The sequence below is a fragment of the Okeania sp. SIO2B3 genome (genome assembly GCF_010672525.1).
Classification (GTDB): domain Bacteria; phylum Cyanobacteriota; class Cyanobacteriia; order Cyanobacteriales; family Microcoleaceae; genus Okeania.
This window is the reverse complement of sequence record NZ_JAAHGH010000208.1, coordinates 1-4,253: the sequence shown is the minus strand read 5'-3', so window position 1 is coordinate 4,253 and position 4,253 is coordinate 1. Positions and strand designations below refer to the sequence as shown.

The window sequence follows — 4,253 nt, the reverse complement described above, 5'->3', positions numbered from 1 at the left end:
TTCCAATACTTGTTTTTCCGTGCTTATGGGGTTGATGATCACCACACAGAGGACATTCCATAATTATTTCCACAATTATGGGACTATATTCATCTGAGCATTCCCACACTTTCGCACAGGCACTACCAAATACTCCCCATCTCCCCATCTCTTTTCCATAAATTATCAATTGTTTCTACCTGTTCCCTGTTCCCTGTTCCCTCTTTTCTGGAGATGCCTAATAAGGACTAGAATCAAGTTTTCCATTCTCAACACTAACTTGATAATCAGCAGTTGATAGTCTATGATTCAAATCAAAAGTTTCACCATTTTCTTTTTTCCAGATTTTGAACCCACTAAAAGTTAATGGAGTTTGAGGTTGACATTTTTCTGGTAAATGGTCTCCCAAGACAAAATAAACAAACCCATTTCCAACTACTTTAGCTAAACCACTTTTATCCACAATTAACGAAGTATCTTCATCAATACCAATACCTAAAGCAGTATCAGATATTCCATCTCTGAGTAAACGAGCAACAAATGTCATTAACCGACCCATGCGATCGCGCTCATAGAAGTGAGTATCTATAACAGTTCCCTGAAATTTTTGCCTGTGAAATAAACCTTCGTCAAGAGTAATATCTTCATATGGGTCTTTTAGTGCGGTTTTACTGGTGACTGTCTCAGAACAAGCATTAAATACAAAATGACTTTGAATCATTGCACCAGCACTGGTTCCGCCAACTGCCCCACCTTTGGCAATAACAGAATTAACAGCTCGATCCAGTTTCGTATTTCGATAATTCCGCAGGTATTGACACTGGTCGCCACCTGCAAAAAAAATTACTTCGGCATTCTCAATTTGCTCCATTATATTATGTTTTTGAGCATCTTCTCGATGAGAAATTATCAGAGTTTCCACTGAGTTTACCCCATCCATAGCTAGAATTGGTCGATTATAGGCATCGCTACCTGAGTCACGAATGACAATTACATCTACTTTCTCGCGACAAGAATTACATCCTCGGACTTGATTAATCATCCACTGAATTGCAGAATCTATATCAAGGCCACCACCACCAAAGTTATAAACTGGACCACTGTACATTAAACTTAGATTAATAGAATTGTTTTTTAAATCACTGTCGCTTTTTGCTTGGGTAGGAAAAATCAATACAATGGTAATTATTAAACAGAACATTACTATGAATTTAAGTAATTTTCTGGATAGGGAAGTTAGCAACAAAAACAAATAAGATAAAGAAATAAACTTCATAAATTTAGATAATTGTCCGAATGGTATTTTATGTCAATTAAATAATAGAATAAATTAGACATAAAATTGGAAATTACACATAATATAGCAGTCGCTACTATAGTTAGGACATTGGGTAATTATTATGATTCATAACGCGAGCAAGATGTTCGCACTAATTGTCAAACACGAATCAGACAGTTGCTTTGGAAATGTCTATTGATTTATGATTTTTTTACTGAAAGATAACCTAAAATTAACCTAAAGGCTCTAATATATATTAGTTTTACTCATAATTTATAGTATAAATGTCTAAATATAGCGCTATAGAAGTTAAGAATCTTGATAAAAATTTTAAAGGAAAACCTGCTTTGAAGCAAGTTAATATTTGTGTTGAACCAGGAGAAATGGTGGGTTTAGTTGGTGCTTCTGGTTCGGGAAAATCTACTTTACTACGACATATAAATGGTTTGGAGAAAGGAGATACAGGTACAGTTTACATATTTGGTACAGCTTTACAAACAGATGGAGTTTTCCACTCACATATTAGAAAATTACGTTGCCAAATAGGTTGCATTTTTCAGCAATTTAATTTGGTTAAGCGACTAACAGTAATAGACAATGTATTAGTGGGAAACTTGGGGCGAATGTCTCTTGTTAATTCGGGACTACGTCTATTTACAAAAGAGCAAAAAATACAGGCACTTGCTGCATTGGAAAGAGTAGGAATTTTAGAACAAGCTTATAAAAAAGCAGCCCAACTTTCTGGAGGACAACAACAACGGGTAGCGATCGCTCGTTGTTTAGTACAGGGAGCTAAAATTATTCTAGCAGATGAACCTATAGCTTCTCTAGACCCGGAGTCTGCTCGAAAGATAATGGAATTATTGTGCCAACTCAACCGAGAAAATAATATTACTATTGTTACTTCTCTACATCAAGTTCAAATGGTACGTCGGTATTTTGAACGTACTATTGCTCTGAGAAATGGAGAAGTTGTATTTGACGATCCAACAGTTAATCTTAGCGATCGTAGACTTGACGAACTTTATGGTGCAGCGGCAGAAGAACTAATATTGAAGGGTCATGGAGAATTGGTTTAGTTGAAAAGAAGGAAGAAGAAAGAGGGAAGAAGGAAGAAGGAAAAGAAAGATTAAAAGGGAGAAAGTTTTTGATTGCTAATTATCCGAACATTATATTATATCAGGTCTCATTAATTAGCCATAATAAATTAGCTATCTTTAGTCATCTAAAGATGACTTCTGCTTTGAGCCAAGAAATTTATTTCTTGGCGGATGACATGGTTCGCCAAGTTCGCCAAGTTCGCCAAGCCAAGGATTGAAATCCTTAGCTAATAGTTTAAGTCATCTTTAAGATGACTAAAGAAAAAAATAATTCATAATTTATAATTGAATTTTCTGTGTAGAAAGATATTAATAAAAATGAGCAAAATAACTAATAATTTTCACTCTATCGATCGAACTATTATCGCTACTCCAGCAGTTATAGAAATGTTAGCCAAAGAAAAAAAACGAGTTACTAATACTCGCATAATGTTTGTATTGGGTGCTGTAATTATTCTGGTTTTTTCTGCTCTACAAAGTGAAATAAATTTTTTAACTTTGTTTCAACGTAGCGGTAACATGGTTGAGTATATTCAATCATATTTTCCCCCTGATTTTTCCGATTGGAAAATTTATTTAGAAGACACCATAATTACTATTTCAATGGGTCTTTGGGGAACTATTTTAGCAGCAATTTTCGCCGTTCCATTTTCTATTTTGGCATCAGAAAATATGTGTCCAATTTGGATAGTACAGCCTATTCGTCGAATTTTAGACGCCATGCGGGCAATTAATGAAGTGGTATTTGCTCTAATATTTGTAGTAGCTGTTGGTTTAGGTCCCTTTGCTGGTGTTTTAGCTTTATTTGTACATACAGCAGGTACTTTAGGAAAACTTTTTTCTGAAGCAGTCGAGTCAATTGAACCTGGTCCCGTTGAAGGTATTCGGGCTACGGGTGCTAGTAAAATTCAGGAGATTATCTTTGGGGTAATTCCTCAAGTAATACCTTTATGGACTTCCTTCGTCTTGTATCGTTTTGAATCAAATGTTCGTTCTGCTTCTGTATTAGGAATAGTAGGTGCAGGTGGTATAGGAGTTTCTCTTTATCAAAGTTTTGGTTCATTTTTGTATCAAAAAGTTTGTGCAATTTTAATTATTTTAATATTGGCAACTTCCATAATTGATTTATTATCAGCAAAATTAAGAAATTGGCTAGTATAGCCGATATTGGCGTTAGCAAATGCCATAAAGCTCCTAAGTAGGCGTTTTTAAGGTGAATTTTCGTAAGTCCTAGTAATATCAAATTCGTTTAATTCGGTATAAAAAAATATTCCATCTTCAACCATTACCAGGGGTTGGTGAATTAAGGTATGATTTGAGAAATTCGCGATATAGCTGCCGCACTTGCTCCGCCAACGCTAATTAGGCAGAAAAATTATGGAATGTCCAAATGGGTCAATCAACTCACATCAATAAAAATGGCCAAAAAAAAGGAAAGCAAAACTATATTTGTGTAGAATGTGGTCGTCAATTTATTGATTGCTATGAAACTTATAGAGGTTATAGTGATGAACTCAGAAATGAATGCTTAAAAATGTATGTTAATGGTATGGGCTTGAGAGGAATATCAAGAGTCAAAAAGCCTGGTGGTAAATACGCAGGGTAAATTACACCAGGAGCCAACCATTCTTTTCTTCAATTGATACAAGATACCATCTCAAATTGCTCTGTTGCTCCCTGAATGTTGGACAAATTTTCTTCTTTTTTGGTATGTGATGCTTCAATTAAGACCCATTCAAAGTTTGTTAAACTGCTTGAAGGATGGCATTTACCGAAAAATTGGGTTTAAAGCCTCGCCCTTGTAGGGCGACTTTTTATTTTTATGTTAAGTCAATTGAATATATGCTATAGTGTTATTAGTTGCCGGGGGGCACGCCTCCTCCGGAGGAGCTACG

3 protein-coding genes and 1 pseudogene are annotated in these 4,253 nt (G+C 35.3%); 3 read left to right on the top strand and 1 reads right to left on the bottom strand.

Features of this window, described 5'->3' with window-relative positions; translation table 11 throughout:
- Positions 1–217: 217 nt before the first annotated feature.
- Positions 218–1,087 (bottom strand): cyanophycinase, encoded by an 870-nt coding sequence (locus tag F6K15_RS37515; protein ID WP_293071128.1) that lies wholly within the window; start codon positions 1,085–1,087, stop codon positions 218–220.
- Between the two features lie 455 nt (positions 1,088–1,542).
- Between F6K15_RS37515 and phnC the strand changes: the two genes are divergently transcribed.
- The 3 genes and pseudogenes from phnC to F6K15_RS37500 form a co-directional block, all read left to right on the top strand.
- Positions 1,543–2,337: a phosphonate ABC transporter ATP-binding protein gene (gene phnC, locus F6K15_RS37510; protein WP_293071126.1), complete on the top strand. Its 795-nt coding sequence runs from the start codon at positions 1,543–1,545 to the stop codon at positions 2,335–2,337.
- Positions 2,338–2,676: 339 nt separating this feature from the next.
- Positions 2,677–3,519 (top strand): phosphonate ABC transporter, permease protein PhnE, encoded by an 843-nt coding sequence (gene phnE, locus F6K15_RS37505; protein WP_293071124.1) that lies wholly within the window; start codon positions 2,677–2,679, stop codon positions 3,517–3,519.
- 216 nt (positions 3,520–3,735) lie between these two features.
- Positions 3,736–3,937, top strand: a pseudogene (locus tag F6K15_RS37500) (IS1 family transposase); the annotation flags it as partial.
- Positions 3,938–4,253 lie beyond the last annotated feature (316 nt).